This is a genomic window from Mesobacillus sp. S13, from assembly GCF_020422885.1.
Taxonomy (GTDB): domain Bacteria; phylum Bacillota; class Bacilli; order Bacillales; family Cytobacillaceae; genus Mesobacillus; species Mesobacillus selenatarsenatis_A.
In genome coordinates this window covers 1,960,772-1,979,497 of record NZ_CP084622.1, presented here as the reverse complement: position 1 = coordinate 1,979,497, position 18,726 = coordinate 1,960,772, and the positions used below count along the sequence as shown (strand labels likewise).

Sequence of the window (18,726 nt, the reverse complement as noted above, 5' to 3'; positions counted from 1 at the left end):
CCTCCGATTATTTCTATAGATTCTTTAATATTGAATTATTTACACTTGCTTAGATAATTTGTATTGTTTTAGAGCTTCTTGCAATTCATCATTTATGTAATATAGTGAGTAAAGTTTTCCACTCTTTGGCTCCATACCGATATGAATATAGAAAATTCCTTGACCAGTAAGATAATCCGAGACAAATTTGCTGTAACAGTAAAAGAAATGGTTACGTGTTAAATTCATTTTCATCACCCCCTTTCAATTCCTGATAAAATTTTGTTTTTATCGGAATATGCATAGATAATTTACGATAAAATTAGTATTTTATTAGAATGTATTATTTCCCAGAATCACCCCCTTTCAAATTTATTGGGGGTATAATTTTCTTATGCCCTTAAAAAGTGTTGACGGACTATTTTAGCCATGATAATATGTATACAAGGATTAATAATGGATAGGTCTATACATACGTTGGAAATTGAATACTAAAGTAAACCCTCTTGCTCCAAGAAAAAAGAGCAAAAGGAGGGTTATTAGTCGTTTAGATAGGTATACATTATCTATTATATTAAGTTTTTAAAGTGTGGTCAACAAAATCTGGAAAATAAATTCAGATATTCAGAGATTTTTTGAATCCTTCCTCCAGTTTAGCTTGGAGTAAAAATATAGTACCACTGCTGATCCATTCCCCAATTGAATCCTTATCCTTCTCATTCATCATTGCAGTCAATATACGATATACAAAACTCTGGACTGCATAAATTTTTTCATCCTCTTTTAGAACGCTCAGAATAGCCGTTAGAGGCTCGATATTATTTTTAATGGTAGAGTCTACTAAACCTTCTATCGGCTTAATATCGCTTTGTTTTGGCTTGTGTAGGTTAAATTTAAGTACATTGTTCAATTTGTATTCCCCCAAGTTATGAAGCTGGTAATTTTACTGCTAATAGACTCTGTATTTCTTCTTCCTTGACCTCTAACTCATCAATCATTTTTAAAATCGTTTCCTTGAACTCTAAAAACTCATCCACATCGATTAAGTCTTGCAGGAAGTAAATAAAATCCTCAAGGTTTCCCTGTAGTACATACTCCATGACCACTATTAACCTTCTCATGTTCTCTGCTGGATCATTGAAGATGTAGCGTTCTTGTGATGCTTCCTTTACTAACATTTTATTTACCTCCCAGGTCTGATTAAGTGATTAAAGGTTTATATCCGTTTCGTTGTATATAGGTAATCCAGTTTCGATGTCGTAGGCCTGTAAATCCATTTCTAGTACTTCATCAACGCACATTTCGATTTGTTCCCCTGTTGGCAGTGCTAGGATTAATTTTCCACCGATGATTAATGACTGGTCTAAGCTGGCATCAGATTTCGTGCTAACATTTAAAACAACTTGCCCCATTTTGTTTACCATTAAGTTTCTCATTTTCTCGATCTCCCTTTTATGTAGATTATTATTTTTTTATCAGTCAAAGCCCCACTTGAATCCAAACCGACAAACAAACCGACAATGAAAGTAAATTGAAAATCCATGCGAGTGTCATTTTCAATACTCCCCTGATTTAAACTTCATTTCTTTTGATAATGGAGCGACTAAGTAATCTTTCACATATTCAGGTAAATAACAGGCCTTAATCAACACATTCATAGCTGAACGATAAGCATTAGCTTCTTTAAAGGATGGACAATCAGTTAACTTTAGGTATTTGCCTGACTTCCATTCTTCATATAACTCATCCAAGGCAATGTCGTAATAAATCCGAAGGCTGTTAATTGCGTGATCCACGATAACCACTCCTTTCAATTTCTTCATGCATTAACTTCTTATAAAGCATTAATCGTTGATGTCTGAATTTGTAAGCTGCAGGTTGTTTCTTGGCTGGGTGTATCGAACCTTTATCTGCTACTTTTCGAAGGTAGTATGCAATTCTATCTGGAAGAGTTTTCACTTGAACTGTCCTCCCCTCAATCCGTAATAACTTTCTTAATTACATATTACTGTAACGTGTAATAATGGTCAATACACAAATGTGTAATTTTATGTTATAATATAAAAAAAGATAAATTAGGGGTAAAAACATGACTAGAAAAATTGTAGTGAAACTTGATAAGCACATTAAGGATAAGAGTCAAAAACAGTTTGCAATTGAATCAGGCCTTAGAGAAGCTACAGTAAGTCAGTTGGTAAACAATAAGTATGATCGAATACAATTATCAAATTTACTCAAAGCAATGGATACACTTAAGATTGAAGACTTTAATGAAATACTTGAAATAGTTGAAGACAACGAAAAACCCACTGATCAATAACCAGTGGGTTTCATCCTTATAAATTGACTTTAATTTTTGTATCTATATTGTCAATTAACGAATTTAAAGCATAGACTTTTTTCCGGTTTTCAACTGTCTTCCTATCTAATTTCTGTTGTAAATCCTGTAATTCCTGATAAAGAGGTTTTAGATACTCTTCATTTAAGAATTCATCATTGCTTCTTCTATAAGCTTTATTTGCTAGACTGTGTCTTACTTTTATTCTTTCCAGTTCTTCTTCAATATTTTTTAGTTCGTCTTCTAATTCGTTGATTTCACTATCTAACTCTTCTCTCCAATTTTTTAATTCTTCAATTTCCTTCTGTTTCATTAAATCACCCCCTTCGTCTACTTATTTCGACATCAGGAAGTTATTTCCTTTTATTTTGTACTTTTCACCTTGCTTTTGTTTTTTGGGTTTTGCTTGAATTGGCAGAGGTTTGAAACGGCTGGATCAAAGTTGTTGCCTATGTTCAAATGACAAAAAATCAAATGAACATAGGCAAGCGACTTGAATTGTATAGTGTTTGTATCCGTATGTATTCAACCCTATTAGTCGTGGATTATTCATCCTAACAAGCCTACTGTTTCAATCATCCCTGACAGTTTCCCATATTGGTACTTGTAGCTTGTCTTGCTCGCATATCTGCGAATGACCTTCCTTCGACAGCACTTAATGGCAGCTTTCTCCATTCGATAAGGTCAGTAATAGGGAACTGACTGCTTACCTATCTCCAGTTTACGCTATGGCTGGATCAATACCTGACGTGATTTATTATAGTGTGCTTAACGGCTTCTCACACTGGATTTACCAAAAAAGACAATAGGAAACTAGACCTTGCATTTACATATTTTTTTTAGTAAAATGAAGGCATGATAAATCCGTATTCAGTTTTAGCGAGTTGACTATGGATAAAGAGCGTTTAGGGAATCAGTGTTGGTAGCACTGGTTCTCTTTTTTTGTGCTTAATTTAGTTCCTTTCTGATAATTTTTAATACCTTCTCAGCAGTCTCTATTGTCTCATCTGACTGCCTTTCCTCTAACATGATGATCGATTCACAAAACTTTATAACGCTATTCAGTGCCTTTTCAGTTGATTCTGGTTGCATGTTATACACTCCCTTATGAATTTATAGTACTTAGCCTGTTGTTCTTGTTGATATTCATTAGTGGGGAAGATGGCATTGCATTATTTATCAATTCAAAGTCCTCTAGTGATTGTAAATACCTTTGAGTAGTTTGTATTTCAGAATGGCCCAGAAGCTTACTGAGCGTGTAAATATCTATTCCATTCAGCAAACATTGAACCGAGAAGAAGTGTCTGAAACTGTGAGGAGATACCCTTTTCCCCTCTATTCCTGCTCGCTTTCCTGCCATTTTAATAATATTATCTAGGCCAACATGAGATATATCTGTACCTCTATAAGATAAAAAGTAGTGATCTGATGTATCTTTATCTTTAAAATAATGTTTTTTTATCCTTTCATATTTAATTAGAATTCGTTTTAATGCAGGAGATATAAACACATACCTCTCTTTATTTCCTTTTCCATAAACTAAAATTGAAGTCTCTTTTACATTAATACTTAATAGGCCTCTTAACTCCATTGCTCGAATTCCTGTATCAGCTAAAATTGCAATAATCGCCTTGTTTCTTGCCTCAAAATAATCACCATAAGTAAAAACATCGATCATTAATTGAATTTCTTTTGTTGTGAATCCTTTTAAAATTTTCTTAGGTATTTTAGGAAGGATTATTTTTTGTGCAAAGTTATCCTTTATGTAACCTTCCCTTTCACACCAGTTGAAAAATGCTTTGATCATTTTGAACATTGAAACTATAGATTGAGGCTGCAGACCATCTTTCTGCTTAAGTCTTACATATGCGTTTAAATCAAAGGCTGAAATACTCTCTAATTCTGTAATCCCTCTCTTTTCGATGAGGAAATACCTCAGTTGCTTCAACTCTTGATTCTTGTTTTTCATTGTCTTAGGCGTGAAACCTTTTGCCTGACAATAGTACAAATACTCTTTTAAAACATCTTCTAATAACACAAAAAACCACCTTTCTCTGGTTAAGTTTCTAACAGAAAAAAGTGGTTTTTGGTTAAAATATGAAGGTTACACCTTTTTAGGTAACAAATTTGGGTGAAGGATTCACCTTTTCACATTCAAAGTTTGTGAATTTTGTTATTCTAAATTGATAGTAACCCTTGTGAAACCTTGTTATAGCAACGTACTAACAGGTTTTTATTTTCCTGTCTGCTTGTTCATTGCTGACATCATCTGATTGATTTTCTTCTGGGATGGTTTCATTCCCATTTGCATCATCATCATTTTAAGCATTTGTTCGTTGATTGGCGGATTTTTCTTCAAGTAGCTCTCCATGTATTTACGAGCAATGAAAAATCCTAGCGCTACACCGACAATTAGTGCCAGTATACCAACTAGAATATACGTCCACATAAAAACTTCCTCCTTCATGTTGTCTAACATACAGTGTACTAAACCAACAGTTATTATACAATATCTGCAGGTTTTTTTCTCTAGTAAAACAATTCAATTTCAAAACTTTTTGTATTGATCAGCCTTTAATGATTGTCATCAATCATATTATTTGCGATACCTAGACATATTTTCGTTCTTTTATCGGCTTCAACCAGCCATATTTATTTGATTCAAGGTCAATAGCCAGGAAGGATGATTCACATTTACGAAGGATCTCAAAAAAGACCGTTTCTGCGTCTACTTGTCCGTGGGATTGTAACTCCAGCCATCTTTCATGCACTTTAAGTGTGGCAGAGCTATTATTTGATTTATTTTCATAAATATATATGCCGTTCTCAACATGGAATCCCTTTACCTTGGAAAGCTGTTGATGAAGGAGCTGATGGATGCGAAGTGCAGGTATGGATTTCGTGACGAATTTGACTTGCTTGGCGATGATGGATTTAAGATCATGGTTTGCTTGACTATATTCCAAAAACAATTGATAAAACATCCGTTCTCTTCCGAAATAATGGGAGGCAAATTCATCTTCTATTAGATATAGCTGGTAGGATCTCACCTGATCCCCTCCTCTGCAGACAAGCTTTTGTCTTTATTATAGGAAAACGTTGGGTCTGCGTTTGTCTAAAGATGCCGAGAAAATCCACTAATTATGTCGAATTCAAAACTTTCTTACTTTTTATTATAAAATTCTATTTTTCAGTTGTCACGAAATGAGAGGTTTATTTAAAATTTTGCCATGTAAGGAATATCGGGCTGTAATGGGGGGAATATATCAATGTTGATTAGAAAAAGAAAGGATGACTATGCATGGCTACCGTACTTTACATTACAGCAAACCCCAAACCAGTTGAGGAATCTTTCAGTTTATCGGTTGGCGAGGAGTTCATTAAAGCTTACCGTGAAAACAATCCTGACGATGAGGTAATTAGACTGGATCTATATAAAATGGATGTTCCATTTATCGATACAGATGTCTTCAGCGGCTGGGGCAAATTACAGCAAGGATCTGCTTTTGACCAGCTTAGCGATGATGAAAAACAAAAAGTGAGCGCAATCAATAAACTGACGGATCAATTTATTGCCGGAGATAAGTATATTTTTGTCACACCATTTTGGAACTTTAGCTTTCCGCCAAAAATGAAAGCTTATATTGATAACATTGCGATTGCAGGGAAAACATTCAAGTATACGGCAGAAGGTCCCGTCGGATTACTTGGTGGTAAAAAGGCTCTTCATATCCAGGCACGTGGCGGAATCTACTCAGAAGGTCCAGCCAAGGAACTGGAGTTCGGTGACCGATATCTTCAAGCTGTTCTCGCATTCATGGGAATCACTGATGCTGAAACTCTGGCAATCGAAGGCATGGCGGCTATGCCGGATAAAGCCCAGGAAATTAAGCAACAAGCCATCCAGCGTGCAAACGAGCTTGCCAAACAATTTTAACACAGCAAAAAAAGCCTGTTATTCAGGCTTTTTTTACTGCTTATTTCACACCGTCCAAGGGAATATCCATGCGGTGATCGAAGCTGAAAACAGCGCCTTCCGAGATTTCCTGTTCCTCATTGTTTCCTTGCTGAACTCCCTGTTTTACAGCTGCACCGTCCAGTGGAATCTCCTTACCATATTCAAACATTTGTACACACCTCCTGATTATTAGTATGGGTATTTATTACTAATATATTTACCGTGCTCATTCTTTTTTCCTGCCTAGGACAAGAAATTTTAAAAATAAAAAACACCCGAAAAAATCGGATGTCAGCTTGAAAAAGAATTACGATACTTCTCTATATATTGCTTTAATTTTTCTTTTAGATTGATCAGTCCCTCTTTCAATTCCATGCTCTCTGGAACATCAACTACTTTGAGCAAACTGACAAAGGTTAAGAGGTTATGCATCCGAATGAACATTGGTAGTTCTTTTACTAGCATCTGGTCAAGCTTTGTTTCTGATTGATACCCAGCAATGAATGCATTCACAAATGGATTCTCCATGTCATCACGTGTTTTTAATATGTCTCTTAAAGCATAGGCAATATCGGCAACAAACCAGTTGTTCATACAATCATCAAAATCCAAGATGCCGATCTCTCCATCTTGCCAGATTAAATTGTCCAATTCGAAATCATAATGAATCAAACCGAAGTTTTCATTAGAACGGCCCAAAGCTTTAGCCCAATGCTTAATTGCATCAAACTCCTTTAAAGCTGCAGTTTCATAGTCTGGTATATTTTTAAAGACATCATCCAGCTGGTCTTGCACATCTTTTCTAGCTGAACGATATTCTGCTGGCATTTCCTTGAAAATCTTATGCAGCCTTCCAAGGTGGCTTCCCCATGTATGAAACTCCTCTTCTTCAAGATTCTCTGTTTCAAGTTGTTTACCAGGAAGCGCTTCGAAAACAACTGCATAATAAGTGCCAATATCCGCTTCGATACACTCAATGAGATTACCATTATTTGATCTTACAGGAAGTGCCACGCAAATAGGCTGATCTCTTAGATACTCAAGTATCTTCATTTCACTTTCAATTTGCGAATATGCTTTTTCGTTGACATCACTGAACCGTAAAAAATATTTTTTCCCTGCTTTTTTAAAAACAAACAAAAAGTTTGAACTTGCACGATAGTAAAAGACAGTCCCTTTGTCATACCCCCATCTCTCCAGGATTTTTTCTGCCAGAGTGCTTTTCCATTCCCCGTCTACAGTTCTAACTACTTTTGCCATTGAAACAAGATTCATCACTACTAATCCCTCCAGTTTTGTTTAATAACAACCACTGGAATCAATGAAGCCAACCCAATAACGCCTGCCCTCGATCATTCCTGACAGACAATTGGACTGATTAGCACAAAAAAAGACCACGAGTTTAGTTCTTCCCTCGCGGTCCATCTCTCTACTATCTTACATCCGTATAAGTGAGTGGCAAACATTTAATTCCCGAGGTTATTCTTAAAAGGTCAAACATATGCCGTCTCACTCCCTTCGATATTAGTAAACTTATTTTATATTACATTTTTGGTAAAGTCAACCAAATTACTAAAATGAACGTTTAGTTAAACCCTCGCTTAAATCTTCTGGAACACTGACTGTAATGGATTCCATATGTTTTGCAACCTTGGTGCTATAGGTGAAGTCACCATAGCAATAGGGATAGCGGAAATTGTTTTTATCACCGCCGCAATCATAGGTTTGCGGACTTTTTTCAACCTGGATCATGGAGAACTTCTTTGCCAGCTCCTCGCTGTGCTTCCCGCCGTTTTTGGCTACAAAATCAATATAGCCTATTCCCATATTGTAAGACTGGATGACTGTCGGGAAATCAACTTGCATTTTTTTGCCATGGTCCACAACACGCTGATAGTACTTTACACCTTGCTGGATGCTTTGCTGGGGATCCTGGATGCTGTTAGGAGCTAATCCCAATGACTCAGACGCTTGCATAGGGTCTCCACCCTTCCCCCTGCTTTCCTGCATCATCAATGCAGCCACCGTTACGGTGTGGTCTTCCATCCCAAACTTTTTCAATTCGTCTTCTATCATCGGCGTATACTTGGCAACTTCTCCTATCGAACTATTTACACTAACATTCATTTTTTTGAAACTTTCATTGTATAATTCCAGGAATCTATCAAGTAAAAGAAAGCCAATAAAACTCATAAAAAGTAAGATGACCAGATTGAAATTTCTCTGCACTTGTTTTTTCTTTTTGGGTTTCTTATTTGTATATTTCATTGATATTTCTCTCCCAAATTCGTTCTCTATCCTCCTATAATATAAAAAATACAGTAATTTTAAAAGGGAGCGGCAATCAATATGCCGACTCCCTCACTTAGTTTAATCTTCATAAATCATTTTCCGTGTCATTCCACCATCAATAACAAGATCTTGTCCATTAATAAAATCGTTCTCCGGGTCGGTTAAATAGAGGCATGCTTTTGCTATATCCTCCGGTCTTCCGACTCGGTTGGACCAGTGCTGTAGATGGTCCTTTTCACGTAATTCCTCATAATCATCTGTCTGGATCCAGCCAGGGCTTATAGAATTGACTGTGATTCCTTTCTCTTGAAGCGAAGCAGCAAGGGCATGTGTCAAGGCAACAATTCCTCCTTTAGAAGAAGCATAAGCCTCGGAATTCGGTTCAGACATGGTTGCCCTTGTCGATGCTATATTGATGATCCGTCCACCTTTATCCATTCTTCTGGCAGCCTCACGGGATCCAATGAATACACTTCTGAGATTGGTAAAAACCACATCCTCCCATTCCTCAGTTGTAAGCTCAAATAAGGGCTTGAACCTTGACACTCCGGCATTATTGACCAATATATCAATTTTACCAAAGTCATTGATAGCGCGACCCATCAGGGAGAGAAGATCGTCTTCTTTTCTCACATCGGTTTTGTAAAAAGCGGCTTTTCCACCGAATTTCTCTAAGGTTGAAATCAGTTCCTTCCCCTTTATCTCATCTAGATCCGCGATGCACACATTAGCATATTCTTTTGCAAAAGCTTTAGCAATTCCTTTTCCAATCCCATTTGATCCACCGGTAATGATGACCGTCTTTCCTTCAAACTTGCCTGGCATGGTACAGACCTCCTATTTAACCAAAGTAATATTATCATTGATTCAACATCCAATATGATTTCAATCCTTGTAATAAAAATAAGCCAGACTGTCTTAACAGCCCAGCTCGGGAATTATTTCTTTACTTCTGTTGAAACTTGCCACTCGACACCAAATTTATCTGTCACCTGGCCGTAAGCCGGGCTCCAGAATGTTTCCTGAAGTGGCATTGATACTTTTCCATCTTCCTGGAGCTTTTCGAAAATTTCTTTTGCTTCAGAAGCGTTATCCACCATGAGTGCAATTGTTACCTGAGATCCGAGCTGAAATGGATGTCCAGGAAATGTATCAGATAACATCAGTTTCGCATCACCAATGTTCATTTGAGCATTCAGCACTCGATTTTTTGCTTCTTCAGGAAGTGGATACTCAGGATTTGGAGGCACATCTCCAAATGTTTGGAGGCTAACAACTTCAGCTCCTAAAGCCTCCTGATAAAACTTCACTGCTTCCTGGCCATTTCCATCCGTCACCAGATAAGGGACAATTCCTGTAATCATTTCAGCACCTCTTTCGAAAATTAAAGAACATCAGTTCGTAACTATTTTAACATTATCTGTTATTGAGTTCAATTTTATTCAGGTATAAAAAAAAAAGCGGAAGCTCCGCTTTTTTTACAAACCGTTAAAATGGCAAGTCATCACCATTTTTATCTCGGATTATAATCTCATATTCATCTTCCTTAACCCTTGAATTCGGTTTTTCACTTTCAACAAACTTGCCGATTTCCTCACGGATTTTGATGGCCGTTTCTTCAGCTACCTCATCAGATGGTTTTAAATTGGTCTTGATGATCATTTTCATTTTATTTTTTTTGTAGGAATATCCATACCCTGTCACATGATACTCTTTTTTCAGAGCCATTCCTTCATATATGGTTCTCATATATCGCAGCCAAATGTCTTCGCGGTTATTTGGTTCTTCGACAATTTCAATGGAAACTACTTTATCGTACCCATTATTTTTGGCTGCTTGGATCGTTGCTTTTTTTATTTCTTCTAAACTGGTTTCTGTTTTTGGTATACCGACTACAATCTGGCTATTGAATGGACTTACATATACAATGTCATACCCTAATTTCTTTAGGGTAGCTTCTAGGTTTTCACCCAGCTTGGTTAATTCCTTTTCCTCCTTTGTAAGTGTAACTTGAGGAATATAGCTAACATAAATTTTATACTTATCATATCCTTTACTTTTTAGAACCTTATCTGCGATTGCTGTTATCTTATCCCGCTCCCGGTCAGCATCCTTTTCAGTACCCTGAATCCTAATTTCAAAACTGGTCACTTCACCGGGAGTCATCCCGAAGGAGAAATTTTTATACCCTTCTTTCTCCAGCGAATCCTGAATCATGGTATTAACAGGCTTCGTCTGGAAAACCTGTCCCAGGTAAGGAATTTTAGAAGCCATTTCTGCTACAGCAGGATTAAAGAATGCCGAACCAGCCGTTACTCCAAGAGCAATCACTGCTGCTGCGGCGACCTGAAAAGTTCTTTTTCTGCTAATTTTCCCTGTTGATTTCCTTTGTCTTTCTTCCTTCTTAATGTTTTTGGCAAAATCATAAAGTGAAGATGGCACCTCAATCTTTTTCATTTCTTCCTCTAACTCCCTTTTGATCAACTTGTCTTCGGTACTCATTGTGTGCTCACCCCTATGATTTGATTTTCCATTAACCTTGCCTTCAATGCTTTTCTCGCTCTATGGAGATGGGATTTGACTGTTGACGTTTTCATGCCAAGCATTTCTGAGACCTCTTGTATGGAGTAATCTTGATAATAGTACAAGAGCAAAACATTCCGATAATCTCTGTTCTTAATAGACTGTATCCCTTGATTGATTTCCATTTGCATTTCATCCTGGAGCACTTCATCGACTACCTCTCGCTGGTCTTTTAACGTATCGATTTCGATTACAGTCTCCATCAACCTTGATTTCTTCCTAACGTTATCAATGGACCGATGCGAAACCAGCTTGTAGAACCAGGTGTTGAAATAGATAATTTCCTTTCCAGCCATGATGTTCCTATATGCCTCTAGCATCGCGTTTTGGACGACTTCTTCTGCTTCTTCCTTTGACCGGACAATACTATAGCTCGTTTTATATGCCTTTTCAATCAAGGGATTCAATAATTCAGCAAATGCTGACTCATCTCCATTATGAATTCTCAGCATTAGGTCTTTCTGTTCCAAAAACCAGCACCTCCTTTTTTGCTCCTAATCTTTAGGCGAAGTCAACCACCTTCCGGTTGCATGAAGACGGAAAAAATATTTAAATATTTACATTCAGATAAGTCCTAGTTGATTTTAACATGAATTTCCAATATTTATTCCACACACAAAAAAGAGCACAAAACCATTACTGGCTCTGTACTCTTTTACATGCAATTATTTAGTTTTGCTCAAGTAATGCTTTTACACGTGCGACAACATTGTTTACTGAGAATCCATACTCTTCCATGATCTTCTCACCTGGAGCTGATGCGCCGAATGTATCAATTGCAAGAACTTCCCCTTCGTCACCAACATAACGGTGCCAACCAAGTGAAGATCCCATCTCAATTCCGAGACGCTTCTTGACAGACTTAGGAATTACGCTTTCCTTGTATTCCTTAGACTGTTGTTCGAAGCGATCCCATGAAGGCATACTAACAACAGCTGCATCAATACCCTCAGAAGCCAACGCTTCTTGTGCCTTAACAGCTAAGCCAACTTCTGATCCTGCTGCAAGAATCAATGCATCAGCAGTATCTTTTCCAGCTGGAGAAATGACGTAAGCACCTTTCGATACGCCTTCATATGCGTTCTTATCAGTATCTTTGATCGTCGGCAAGTTTTGGCGTGTCAACACAAGTGCGGTTGGTGTCTTTGTAGACTCAATTGAAAGCTTCCAAGCAGCGGCTGTTTCATTGCCATCTGCAGGTCGGATCACAGACAGATTTGGCATAGCACGAAGTCCAGCGAGCTGTTCAACTGGTTCGTGCGTCGGTCCATCTTCTCCTACTGCAATGCTGTCATGAGTGAAGACGTATGTTACAGGCAAGCCCATTAATGCAGCCAATCTGATTGCTGGCTTGAGATAATCAGAGAACACGAAGAATGTTCCGCCAAATATCTTCAATCCACCGTGTAGAGCCATACCATTCATTGCAGCACCCATTGCGAACTCACGAACACCAAACCAGATGTTGCGGCCTTCAAATGAACCTGGGAAGAAGTCACCAGTTCCCTTGATCATGGTTTTGTTTGAGCCAGCAAGGTCAGCGGATCCGCCGATCAAGTAAGGCAGGTTTTTCGCAATGCCGTTAAGTGCTTCACCAGAAGAAGCACGGCTCGCAAGGCTCTTGCCTTCTTCGTATACTGGAATGTCTTTATCCCATCCTTCTAGTAACTCACCCTTCATCGCTTTTTCGAGTTGGGCTCCCAGTTCAGGATATTCACTCTTATATTTTGCAAAAAGTTCGTTCCAAGCTTGTTCTGTCTGTTCACCTTTATCAGCGATTTGCTGTTTGAAGTGATCATATACTTCGCTTGGCACATGGAAGTCTTCTTCAAAAGTCCACTTATAAGCTTCCTTTGTAAGCTTCAATTCATCTGCACCAAGTGGAGCACCATGTACATCTGACTTACCTGAAAGGTTAGGTGAACCATATCCAATGACCGTCTTCACTTCAATCATTGTTGGACGATCTGAATCTGATTTCGCTTCCTCGATCGCTTTAGCGATTTCCTCAAGGTTGTTACCATCTTCAACTCGGACATATTGCCAGCCATAAGCTTTGAAACGACCTTCAACACTTTCTGAGAACGACTTATCAAGGTCGCCATCCAGAGAAATATCGTTTGAATCATAAAGAACGATCATTTTGCCTAATTTCAGATGGGCTGCAAGAGATGCTGCTTCAGCAGATACACCTTCCATTAGATCGCCGTCACCGCAAATGGTGTATGTATAGTGATCAACGAGATTATAGTTATCCTTGTTGTAGACAGCTGCAAGATGGCGCTCAGCCATTGCCATACCGACTGCCATAGCAACCCCCTGTCCAAGTGGTCCGGTTGTTGCGTCTACACCGGCAGTGTGGCCGAACTCAGGATGACCTGGAGTCTTGCTTCCCCACTGGCGGAACTGCTTAATATCATCCATCGTTAAGTCATATCCTGCAAGATGCAGCAAGCTGTATAACAGCATGGAACCATGCCCAGCAGATAATACAAAGCGGTCGCGGTTGAACCATTCTGGGTTTTTAGGGTTAATGTTCATGTAACGAGTCCACAGTGTGTAAGCCATCGGAGCAGCCCCCATCGGCATGCCAGGGTGGCCGGAATTAGCCTTTTCAATTGCATCAATTGATAAGGTACGAATGGAATCAATTGAAAGCATATCAATTTCTTTAAACATAATATACATCCTTTCTATAGGTACTAGCTACATTCTTAATATTATAGCGAGAGCAATCATTATACAACAAATTGTGCCTGAAAGAGACAGAAATGGCCGTATTGTTATATATTTTGACACAATATCGCAAATGATATGTAAAATGCATGGCTCTTCAATTTAAAAAAACAGATGCTAAGGTACGCTTTTACAGATTGAAGACATCGCATTCTCTATCCTACTTAGTCTAATTTCCATTAAATCAGTAGATGAAACGAGCAGGTAACGCCCTTTTTTCATTTTTTCTATTGTAATAAGAAAATAAGCAAAATAAAAATGGAATACATTCGGCATGTATTCCAAATCTGCATATATTTAATGAAGCTTGTTCTTCGCTTTTTCGTCTTTAAGTTTTTCAGGTGTAACATCATTGCCTTCTGGATCCACTATGGTAACACCTTTAAGTGTATTAAGCATAGAAGACCGGAAAGACTGTAAATATTCTGCTCGAAGCTTCGTTTGTTCTTTTGCTTCTTCTTCTGTCAACTTAGATGATTTTGCTTTCCTTGCCAGTTCATTGATTCTAGCAATTTTATCACTTGATAGCATTGTAAAGCTCCTTTGTAAAAAATTACGTCAAATGTCATCTTACTAAAATTATTGAGATTTTACAAGAATAGAGCTTTTATTCGTCTGCTTCTATGTACTCAAGATATCTTCGGTTTACTGTTGCTTTGGATACATTATATCCGAATCCCCTTAGAGTAGCAGCGATCTCCGCAAAGGTCAGCCCATTATTGCGCAGCCTGACTATTTCCTCAATCGGCATCTCTTTTCGTTCCCGTCCCGAATGATCACCCTGGTTCTTTAGATTGCGCTGGGGTTTGTATCCGTGTTCAATCGCCCGCTTCATGCCCCTCTTGATTTTAATGTTATGGATTTTCCTTTGATACTCTTCGACCATACTGACAATTTGGAGCACCATGGAATCTGATTCTGAAAGTTGCAGCTCCCCACTATGCGAGACACTATATAATTTCACATTTTCTTTAAGGATACAATGTAGGATCGCAACTTTTGCATTTCCTCTTCCAAGTCTCGTTTCATCCTGGATCAGCAGTGCCCCTATATTTTTATCCTTAATCAATTCCAGCAGCTCAAGCATCCCTTCTCTTTCAAGATCATAACCGCTGGCCTGTTCTTTAATGATACTGGCTACTTCAAAGCCATAACTGCCTGCCAGTCGAAGCAGCTCTTCTTCCTGCCTGGCAAGAGAAGTTTCCTGTGTTTCCTTCGTTGTACTTACACGGCAATAAATGATTGCTTTCATGTTGTCACCTTATTCTGTTCCAATCTACTTTCCTGCTCCGGCAATCTGAGTAGGTTCAATCTGTTCAGCCACAACAGGGATTACCAGCTCGTCACCCGGATAGACCATTTCACCGACAATTCCATTTTCTTTTTCTACCCAGCTTACAAATTCATTTTCAGATAAATTGTGTTCGTTGGCAAATGATTCAGCAATCTTCCATAATGTTTGTCCTTCTTCTATAGTAACAGTTATGTAAGCCTCTTCGTTATTTAATTGAGCTTTAGCCACGAATGTGAAGACTAAGCTGACAGCAAGCAAGATCATTCCATATGAATAGTTTTCCCATAGTTTTTTCATTTCGACACCTCTTAACGAATGTATGTTCGGTTTATTGATTTCATTATAAATCGAACGTTTGTTTTGTGTCAACTCAAAAATTCGAACTTATGTTTGTATCTGTGGAAAAGACATGGTATAATTAGGACAAGAAAAATATACGAGGTGCGTGAATATGACAAAGTTATCTAAGCGGCAACAAGATATATTTGAATTCATAAAAGGCGAAGTCAAGAAAAAAGGGTATCCGCCATCCGTACGTGAAATAGGCGAAGCAGTTGGACTTGCCTCTAGCTCCACTGTCCATGGACACCTTGCCAGACTTGAGAGCAAAGGCTTGATTCGACGCGATCCTACTAAGCCGCGTGCAATAGAAATTCTCGAAATAGAAGATGATGCACGTATTCCAAAGTATAATGTCGTTAATGTTCCTGTTGTTGGTAAAGTAACAGCGGGTATGCCGATTACCGCCATTGAAAATGTTGAAGAGTACTTCCCTCTCCCAGATCGCCTTGTTCCGCATGATGAGCAGGTTTTCATGCTTGAAATCATGGGTGACAGTATGATCGAAGCGGGAATCCTTGATGGGGACTATGTGATTGTCAAGCAGCAAAAGACTGCTAATAATGGAGATATTGTAGTAGCGATGACAGAGGACGATGAAGCAACAGTAAAGCGCTTCTTTAAGGAAAAGGATTATTTCAGGCTGCAGCCGGAAAACCCAACTATGGATCCAATTATCCTTCGTAATGTATCCATTCTTGGTAAGGTTATCGGTGTCTACCGCCATATGCATTAAAAAAGCAAGCGTCTTCGCTTGCTTTTTTCATTATCTATGAACCTTTTAAGCTGCTAATTTATTAAACTAGCACATTTATAAAAAAACTAGGTACAAACCCTAACAACTTGTCCCTCTCCACATAAGATATTGTGTAAGTATCTTTCATGTTGGAAAGGAGTTGAGTTTCTGATGGGATACAATCGTAATGACAATGATGTTGCAGGTGTATTTTACCCTAACCGTGACAGGGACAGAGTCAGGGCAACTGTTGATTTTGATGACCTTTGCCGTGCTGTGCGCCGTTGTTTGATCGAGGATTTAGTAGCTGGTGCTCGGGATGACCGGGATGACGATCGTGACCGCCGCCACAGGAAGTGCGGTTGCAGAAACTAGCATAAAAAATCCCGAAAGGATTCTTCCTTTCGGGATTTTTCTATCTCCAGTGTATCTGTTGAACAGGCAATACACCTTTTAATTCTTCTATGTGTGCAGTTTTTTGATTTTGTGTGATCCAAATATGCACGGTACCGCTGTCTTGATTCGTTCTGATCAACCTTCCCATCCCTTGTCTTAGGCGAAGGAGCATATATGGAAGATCTACCTCTTGAGCGGGATTTTGTGCATGCTTTCTTTTCGCCTGGAAGACCGGGTCATGAGGCGGGAATGGCAAGGAAGAAATGATAACCTGAATCAATGACTCTCCTGGCACATCCAGTCCTTCCCAAAGATTGTAGGAACATAAAACGGTCACAGTGTCAGTCTGGAATTCCTTTACCGTTTCACTGATTTCACGGTCACCCTCAAACAAAATAGGGAAGCTCCACTTTTGTTTTTCAGTCCAAGCCCGGAATCGTTCCATTTCCTGCATAGTAGAGAATAAGATAAGCGAGCTGCCATTACTGCTTCTTAGGTCATCCCCTATCTTTTCCCACTTCTTCATTTCATCGTCCTCAACATGTGCGACCAGTTCCATTTGGTCTTCGTAATCAAATGGGGACGCTACAGTAAATGAGGAGTATTTCTCGATTCCCAGGCTATTCGCGATATAGCTGAAATCTCCAGCCTGTGACAGGGTTGCAGAAGAAAACACGAACGGGATGTTTTGAGAAAATACTTCTTTTTTCAATATATCCTCAACCAGTCGTGGCATGATAACGAGTGAAGTTTGCACTTCATTTTCTTCAAGCCAGAAAATACCTTCGTCATTCTTCAAGAAAATTGAAAGACCATATGCGAAAAACTCAAGATATTCTTCCATGATTTTTAAATGGTACTCATCAATCAGGAACATTTCTGCATCAAAAACTAATTGGTCCATTAAATCGCTAACCTTTTTCTCCAGAGTTTCTGCGGCTCTCCTGATACTTGAGAGCATTGGAACTTCTTTTCGATTTGAACCTTCTACCGCAGATGAATTCTCAACTAAAAGGTCAAACCATGCATCATGCAGCTCCAAGATATCTTCTATTAAATAAAGAGACTCCTCTCGGACGTCCTGGTGCATATACCCCGTCAGGACAGTGGTCAAGGTTTGTGAGTTGAATCTGTATGTTAATCCCTTTTGCGCTGCGAATTCAAGCAAATGGCCCTCATCAAAAATCACCGTACTAGCATCTGGAAGCAAAGGCATCTGCCCTTCCCGTTTACGGGATTCTTTCGTCCATACATGCTCCATATAAAAATCATGCGAACAAATGATCAAATCCCCTGCATGGCGGTAATAATCACGGTTCAAGGTTTGGCCGCAGCGATGGCGCCAGCTGCATGTAGAGCATTGCTGAAGCGGGTCCCAAGCCATTGATGACCATTTTTCATTCGTGACCCATGGGTATTCCTTTCGGTCTCCATAGCGAGAAAAAGCATTCATTGAAATTCCTTCATCAAAGATGAAATCCGGAAGCCGGTCATGGACATCAAGGATTTCCTTGTCGCTTGATGTATTTGATAGATCATCAAGCTTCTTTACACAAACATACTGCTCTCTTGCCTTTGCCAGACGGACATCGACCTTCAGTCCCAGCGCCTTTTCAAGTTTCTCAATATCGCCGCCTTCTTTAACGAGCTGCTCGATCAGCGTCTCATCTGAACAGGAGACAATCGCTGGCTTTCCCATGTATCTTGCGTATAGAATGGCATAAATAAGATAGACGAATGTTTTACCGGTTCCTACACCCGCTTCTGCGAAAACAATCCCTTTATTCTTAAAGGCCTGCTCCACCTGGAAGGCCATATAAATCTGTTCATCACGCAGTTCATAGCCTTTTTCAGGCAATATATCATAAAAGACATCACCAATATAATCCCCTAACAAATCAAAGAAGGTATCATTCTTGGTAATGGTAAATGGAAGGTTATTTTTCATTAAAGTTCTCCTCGAGAATATTAGTTCTGGCAAAAAAGCCAGCTTTTATCATAACAGATAATCAGTCATTTAGTGAAAGAATTGAAATATAAAATATAGGTAAAAATAATAATTCCATTTTCAGGAA

The 18,726-nt window shown here is 38.7% G+C and carries 26 protein-coding genes; 4 read left to right on the top strand and 22 right to left on the bottom strand.

What is annotated here, in order from left to right; all coding sequences use genetic code 11:
* Nucleotides 1-39 precede the first annotated feature (39 nt).
* From LGO15_RS09930 to LGO15_RS09910, 5 genes are all read right to left on the bottom strand, one after another.
* The gene (locus LGO15_RS09930; protein WP_226087460.1) at nucleotides 40-228 is read right to left on the bottom strand and encodes a hypothetical protein; all 189 of its coding nucleotides are present in this window, start codon (nucleotides 226-228) and stop codon (nucleotides 40-42) included.
* A gap of 367 nt (nucleotides 229-595) precedes the next feature.
* A complete protein-coding gene (locus LGO15_RS09925) occupies nucleotides 596-889 on the bottom strand; it encodes a hypothetical protein (protein WP_226087459.1) in 294 nt (97 codons plus the stop codon).
* Nucleotides 890-905: 16 nt separating this feature from the next.
* Nucleotides 906-1,157 carry a hypothetical protein gene (locus LGO15_RS09920; RefSeq protein ID WP_226087458.1) on the bottom strand — a complete coding sequence of 84 codons (252 nt, stop codon included), beginning with the start codon at nucleotides 1,155-1,157 and terminating at the stop codon, nucleotides 906-908.
* 30 nt (nucleotides 1,158-1,187) lie between these two features.
* Nucleotides 1,188-1,415 (bottom strand): hypothetical protein, encoded by a 228-nt coding sequence (locus LGO15_RS09915; protein ID WP_226087457.1) that lies wholly within the window; start codon nucleotides 1,413-1,415, stop codon nucleotides 1,188-1,190.
* A 120-nt stretch (nucleotides 1,416-1,535) separates the two neighbouring features.
* Nucleotides 1,536-1,775, bottom strand: coding sequence for a hypothetical protein (locus LGO15_RS09910; protein ID WP_226087456.1), 240 nt, complete (start codon nucleotides 1,773-1,775; stop codon nucleotides 1,536-1,538).
* Between the two features lie 293 nt (nucleotides 1,776-2,068).
* Here LGO15_RS09910 and LGO15_RS09905 point away from each other — a divergent pair, with 293 nt between their 5' ends.
* Nucleotides 2,069-2,299 carry a helix-turn-helix domain-containing protein gene (locus LGO15_RS09905; protein WP_226087455.1) on the top strand — a complete coding sequence of 77 codons (231 nt, stop codon included), beginning with the start codon at nucleotides 2,069-2,071 and terminating at the stop codon, nucleotides 2,297-2,299.
* 16 nt (nucleotides 2,300-2,315) lie between these two features.
* On the opposite strand, the gene LGO15_RS09900 is transcribed toward LGO15_RS09905, so the two are convergent.
* From LGO15_RS09900 to sirA, 5 genes are all read right to left on the bottom strand, one after another.
* The gene (locus tag LGO15_RS09900; protein WP_226087454.1) at nucleotides 2,316-2,630 is read right to left on the bottom strand and encodes a hypothetical protein; all 315 of its coding nucleotides are present in this window, start codon (nucleotides 2,628-2,630) and stop codon (nucleotides 2,316-2,318) included.
* A gap of 635 nt (nucleotides 2,631-3,265) precedes the next feature.
* Nucleotides 3,266-3,409, bottom strand: coding sequence for a hypothetical protein (locus LGO15_RS09895; RefSeq protein ID WP_226087453.1), 144 nt, complete (start codon nucleotides 3,407-3,409; stop codon nucleotides 3,266-3,268).
* Between the two features lie 13 nt (nucleotides 3,410-3,422).
* The gene (locus LGO15_RS09890; protein WP_226087452.1) at nucleotides 3,423-4,355 is read right to left on the bottom strand and encodes a tyrosine-type recombinase/integrase; all 933 of its coding nucleotides are present in this window, start codon (nucleotides 4,353-4,355) and stop codon (nucleotides 3,423-3,425) included.
* Nucleotides 4,356-4,550: 195 nt separating this feature from the next.
* Complete coding sequence (locus LGO15_RS09885; RefSeq protein ID WP_167832979.1) at nucleotides 4,551-4,766, bottom strand: YneF family protein; 216 nt, start codon at nucleotides 4,764-4,766, stop codon at nucleotides 4,551-4,553.
* A gap of 160 nt (nucleotides 4,767-4,926) precedes the next feature.
* Complete coding sequence (sirA, locus tag LGO15_RS09880; RefSeq protein ID WP_226087451.1) at nucleotides 4,927-5,367, bottom strand: sporulation inhibitor of replication protein SirA; 441 nt, start codon at nucleotides 5,365-5,367, stop codon at nucleotides 4,927-4,929.
* A gap of 251 nt (nucleotides 5,368-5,618) precedes the next feature.
* Between sirA and LGO15_RS09875 the strand changes: the two genes are divergently transcribed.
* Nucleotides 5,619-6,254 (top strand): FMN-dependent NADH-azoreductase, encoded by a 636-nt coding sequence (locus tag LGO15_RS09875; protein ID WP_167832977.1) that lies wholly within the window; start codon nucleotides 5,619-5,621, stop codon nucleotides 6,252-6,254.
* Between the two features lie 40 nt (nucleotides 6,255-6,294).
* Here LGO15_RS09875 and LGO15_RS09870 read toward each other — a convergent pair whose 3' ends face one another.
* From LGO15_RS09870 to LGO15_RS09820, 11 genes are all read right to left on the bottom strand, one after another.
* Nucleotides 6,295-6,444: a hypothetical protein gene (locus LGO15_RS09870; RefSeq protein ID WP_167832976.1), complete on the bottom strand. Its 150-nt coding sequence runs from the start codon at nucleotides 6,442-6,444 to the stop codon at nucleotides 6,295-6,297.
* 122 nt (nucleotides 6,445-6,566) lie between these two features.
* The gene (locus tag LGO15_RS09865; RefSeq protein WP_226087864.1) at nucleotides 6,567-7,550 is read right to left on the bottom strand and encodes a phosphotransferase enzyme family protein; all 984 of its coding nucleotides are present in this window, start codon (nucleotides 7,548-7,550) and stop codon (nucleotides 6,567-6,569) included.
* Nucleotides 7,551-7,847: 297 nt separating this feature from the next.
* Nucleotides 7,848-8,543 (bottom strand): lysozyme family protein, encoded by a 696-nt coding sequence (locus LGO15_RS09860; RefSeq protein WP_226087450.1) that lies wholly within the window; start codon nucleotides 8,541-8,543, stop codon nucleotides 7,848-7,850.
* 102 nt (nucleotides 8,544-8,645) lie between these two features.
* Complete coding sequence (locus LGO15_RS09855) at nucleotides 8,646-9,392, bottom strand: SDR family NAD(P)-dependent oxidoreductase (RefSeq protein WP_226087449.1); 747 nt, start codon at nucleotides 9,390-9,392, stop codon at nucleotides 8,646-8,648.
* Between the two features lie 113 nt (nucleotides 9,393-9,505).
* Nucleotides 9,506-9,931 carry a VOC family protein gene (locus LGO15_RS09850; protein ID WP_226087448.1) on the bottom strand — a complete coding sequence of 142 codons (426 nt, stop codon included), beginning with the start codon at nucleotides 9,929-9,931 and terminating at the stop codon, nucleotides 9,506-9,508.
* Nucleotides 9,932-10,055: 124 nt separating this feature from the next.
* The gene (locus tag LGO15_RS09845; RefSeq protein WP_226087447.1) at nucleotides 10,056-11,069 is read right to left on the bottom strand and encodes a DUF4179 domain-containing protein; all 1,014 of its coding nucleotides are present in this window, start codon (nucleotides 11,067-11,069) and stop codon (nucleotides 10,056-10,058) included.
* Nucleotides 11,066-11,620 (bottom strand): RNA polymerase sigma factor, encoded by a 555-nt coding sequence (locus tag LGO15_RS09840; RefSeq protein WP_226087446.1) that lies wholly within the window; start codon nucleotides 11,618-11,620, stop codon nucleotides 11,066-11,068. The genes LGO15_RS09845 and LGO15_RS09840 overlap by 4 nt, the downstream gene beginning before the upstream one ends.
* A gap of 199 nt (nucleotides 11,621-11,819) precedes the next feature.
* Nucleotides 11,820-13,829, bottom strand: a complete 2,010-nt coding sequence (gene tkt / locus LGO15_RS09835) for a transketolase (RefSeq protein WP_226087445.1) — start codon at nucleotides 13,827-13,829, stop codon at nucleotides 11,820-11,822.
* Between the two features lie 354 nt (nucleotides 13,830-14,183).
* Nucleotides 14,184-14,417, bottom strand: a complete 234-nt coding sequence (locus LGO15_RS09830; RefSeq protein WP_167832968.1) for a DUF896 domain-containing protein — start codon at nucleotides 14,415-14,417, stop codon at nucleotides 14,184-14,186.
* A gap of 76 nt (nucleotides 14,418-14,493) precedes the next feature.
* Nucleotides 14,494-15,138 carry a YneB family resolvase-like protein gene (locus LGO15_RS09825; RefSeq protein ID WP_167832967.1) on the bottom strand — a complete coding sequence of 215 codons (645 nt, stop codon included), beginning with the start codon at nucleotides 15,136-15,138 and terminating at the stop codon, nucleotides 14,494-14,496.
* A 24-nt stretch (nucleotides 15,139-15,162) separates the two neighbouring features.
* Entirely contained in the window at nucleotides 15,163-15,477 is a 315-nt protein-coding gene (locus LGO15_RS09820; RefSeq protein WP_167832966.1) for a cell division suppressor protein YneA, read from the bottom strand.
* A gap of 154 nt (nucleotides 15,478-15,631) precedes the next feature.
* Between LGO15_RS09820 and lexA the strand changes: the two genes are divergently transcribed.
* Entirely contained in the window at nucleotides 15,632-16,255 is a 624-nt protein-coding gene (gene lexA, locus LGO15_RS09815; RefSeq protein WP_167832965.1) for a transcriptional repressor LexA, read from the top strand.
* A 171-nt stretch (nucleotides 16,256-16,426) separates the two neighbouring features.
* On the top strand, nucleotides 16,427-16,630 hold the full coding sequence (locus tag LGO15_RS09810; protein ID WP_226087444.1) for a hypothetical protein: 204 nt from the start codon (nucleotides 16,427-16,429) through the stop codon (nucleotides 16,628-16,630).
* Nucleotides 16,631-16,670: 40 nt separating this feature from the next.
* Here the strand turns inward: LGO15_RS09810 and LGO15_RS09805 are convergent, their stop codons facing one another.
* Complete coding sequence (locus tag LGO15_RS09805; protein WP_226087443.1) at nucleotides 16,671-18,599, bottom strand: ATP-dependent DNA helicase; 1,929 nt, start codon at nucleotides 18,597-18,599, stop codon at nucleotides 16,671-16,673.
* Nucleotides 18,600-18,726 lie beyond the last annotated feature (127 nt).

What these genes read in the sequence shown, in the direction of transcription:
- LGO15_RS09930 (WP_226087460.1), bottom strand. Translation starts at nt 228, where the DNA reads ATGAATTTAACACGTAACCATTTCTTTTACTGTTACAGCAAATTTGTC.
- LGO15_RS09920 (WP_226087458.1), bottom strand. Translation starts at nt 1,157, where the DNA reads ATGTTAGTAAAGGAAGCATCACAAGAACGCTACATCTTCAATGATCCA.
- LGO15_RS09915 (WP_226087457.1), bottom strand. Translation starts at nt 1,415, where the DNA reads ATGAGAAACTTAATGGTAAACAAAATGGGGCAAGTTGTTTTAAATGTT.
- LGO15_RS09905 (WP_226087455.1), top strand. Translation starts at nt 2,069, where the DNA reads ATGACTAGAAAAATTGTAGTGAAACTTGATAAGCACATTAAGGATAAG.
- LGO15_RS09900 (WP_226087454.1), bottom strand. Translation starts at nt 2,630, where the DNA reads ATGAAACAGAAGGAAATTGAAGAATTAAAAAATTGGAGAGAAGAGTTA.
- LGO15_RS09895 (WP_226087453.1), bottom strand. Translation starts at nt 3,409, where the DNA reads ATGCAACCAGAATCAACTGAAAAGGCACTGAATAGCGTTATAAAGTTT.
- LGO15_RS09885 (WP_167832979.1), bottom strand. Translation starts at nt 4,766, where the DNA reads ATGTGGACGTATATTCTAGTTGGTATACTGGCACTAATTGTCGGTGTA.
- LGO15_RS09875 (WP_167832977.1), top strand. Translation starts at nt 5,619, where the DNA reads ATGGCTACCGTACTTTACATTACAGCAAACCCCAAACCAGTTGAGGAA.
- LGO15_RS09870 (WP_167832976.1), bottom strand. Translation starts at nt 6,444, where the DNA reads ATGTTTGAATATGGTAAGGAGATTCCACTGGACGGTGCAGCTGTAAAA.
- LGO15_RS09865 (WP_226087864.1), bottom strand. Translation starts at nt 7,550, where the DNA reads ATGAATCTTGTTTCAATGGCAAAAGTAGTTAGAACTGTAGACGGGGAA.
- LGO15_RS09860 (WP_226087450.1), bottom strand. Translation starts at nt 8,543, where the DNA reads ATGAAATATACAAATAAGAAACCCAAAAAGAAAAAACAAGTGCAGAGA.
- LGO15_RS09855 (WP_226087449.1), bottom strand. Translation starts at nt 9,392, where the DNA reads ATGCCAGGCAAGTTTGAAGGAAAGACGGTCATCATTACCGGTGGATCA.
- LGO15_RS09850 (WP_226087448.1), bottom strand. Translation starts at nt 9,931, where the DNA reads ATGATTACAGGAATTGTCCCTTATCTGGTGACGGATGGAAATGGCCAG.
- LGO15_RS09845 (WP_226087447.1), bottom strand. Translation starts at nt 11,069, where the DNA reads ATGAGTACCGAAGACAAGTTGATCAAAAGGGAGTTAGAGGAAGAAATG.
- tkt (WP_226087445.1), bottom strand. Translation starts at nt 13,829, where the DNA reads ATGTTTAAAGAAATTGATATGCTTTCAATTGATTCCATTCGTACCTTA.
- LGO15_RS09830 (WP_167832968.1), bottom strand. Translation starts at nt 14,417, where the DNA reads ATGCTATCAAGTGATAAAATTGCTAGAATCAATGAACTGGCAAGGAAA.
- LGO15_RS09825 (WP_167832967.1), bottom strand. Translation starts at nt 15,138, where the DNA reads ATGAAAGCAATCATTTATTGCCGTGTAAGTACAACGAAGGAAACACAG.
- LGO15_RS09820 (WP_167832966.1), bottom strand. Translation starts at nt 15,477, where the DNA reads ATGAAAAAACTATGGGAAAACTATTCATATGGAATGATCTTGCTTGCT.
- lexA (WP_167832965.1), top strand. Translation starts at nt 15,632, where the DNA reads ATGACAAAGTTATCTAAGCGGCAACAAGATATATTTGAATTCATAAAA.
- LGO15_RS09810 (WP_226087444.1), top strand. Translation starts at nt 16,427, where the DNA reads ATGGGATACAATCGTAATGACAATGATGTTGCAGGTGTATTTTACCCT.
- LGO15_RS09805 (WP_226087443.1), bottom strand. Translation starts at nt 18,599, where the DNA reads ATGAAAAATAACCTTCCATTTACCATTACCAAGAATGATACCTTCTTT.